Annotated in this window: 1 protein-coding gene; it reads left to right on the forward strand. The window is 37.6% G+C overall.

The window, feature by feature from the left end; translation table 11 throughout:
• The first annotated feature begins 55 nt into the window (after positions 1 to 55).
• Positions 56 to 1,407, forward strand: a protein-coding gene (locus tag PAN06_RS14175) for an IS3 family transposase (protein WP_152901420.1) whose coding sequence is annotated in 2 segments (ribosomal slippage) — positions 56 to 497 and positions 497 to 1,407 — 1,353 coding nt in all. Because the reading frame shifts where the segments join, the coding sequence is not laid out codon by codon here.
• The last annotated feature ends 30 nt before the right edge of the window (positions 1,408 to 1,437 follow it).

The following is a 1,437-nucleotide window of genomic DNA, read 5'->3' on the forward strand; positions in this document are numbered from 1 at the left end:
TGAACTGCACCCCAAAAGTTAGACAGAAAAAATCTAACTTTTGGGGTGTTTTATTATGAAATTGAGTTATGAAGATAAAGTTCAGATCTATGAACTTAGAAAACAAGGATATAGCTTAGAGAAGCTTTCAAATAAATTTGAGATAAACAATTCTAATCTTAGGTACATGATTAAATTGATTGATCGTTACGGAATAGAGTTCGTCAAAAAAGGGAAAAATCGTTACTATTCTCCTCATTTAAAACAAGAAATGATTAATAAAGTCTTACATGAAAACTGGTCTCAAGATAGAGTTTCTCTCAAATATGCTCTCCCAAATCGTGGTATGCTTCCAAATTGGCTAGCACAATATAAGAAAAACGGGTATACTATTGTTGAGAAAACAAGAGGGAGACCAACTAAAATGGGACGTAAACGGAAGAAAACCTGGGAAGAAATGACAGAACTAGAGCGACTCCAAGAGGAGAATGAACGCTTACGGACTGAGGTGGCCTACCTAAAAAAGTTAAAAGAGCTGGAAGACAGGGACGAAGCCTTAGAGCGAGAAAGGCAGAGACAATTAGAGAAATGGCTTCAGGAGGATTTCGACTAGATTTACTTCTTGAAACAGCACGTTTAGCTCGCTCAACTTACTATTATCAGTTGAAACAACTGGATGGGCTTGATAAAGATAAAGAGCTTAAAACCGAAATTCAGGCCATTTATAATGACCATAAAGGAAATTATGGCTATCGTAGAGTTACTCTTGAATTGAGGAATCGTGGTCATATAGTAAACCATAAGAAGGTCCAACGTCTGATGAAAGTCCTTGGTTTAACAGCTCGAATTCGCCGGAAACGAAAGTATTCTTCCTACCAAGGAGAGATTGGTAAGAAAGCAGAGAATCTCATTCAACGTCAGTTTGAAGCATCAAGGCCAATGGAAAAGTGCTATACGGATGTGACAGAGTTTGCCATTCTAAATAGCACACAGAAACTCTATTTATCGCCAGTTTTAGATGGATTTAATAGCGAAATTATCGCCTATAATCTTTCAACTTCACCAAACTTAGAACAAGTGAAAGCTATGTTAAACCAGGCCTTTACAGAGAAACACTACGAGCATACGATTCTCCATAGCGATCAAGGCTGGCAATACCAACACGATTTTTATCATCGGTTCCTAGAGAGTAAGGGAATTCAAGCATCCATGTCACGCAAGGGCAACAGCCCAGACAATGGCATGATGGAGTCCTTCTTTGGCATTTTGAAATCTGAAATGTTTTATGGTTATGAGAAGCACTTTAGGTCTTTAGAAGACCTTGAACAAGCTATTGTGGACTACATTGATTACTACAACAACAAACGAATTAAAGTCAAACTAAAAGGACTTAGCCCTGTGCAATACAGAACTAAATCCTTTCAATAATTATTTGTCCAACTTTTGGGGGTCAGTACA

The organism is Streptococcus sp. SM3, assembly GCF_027497875.1.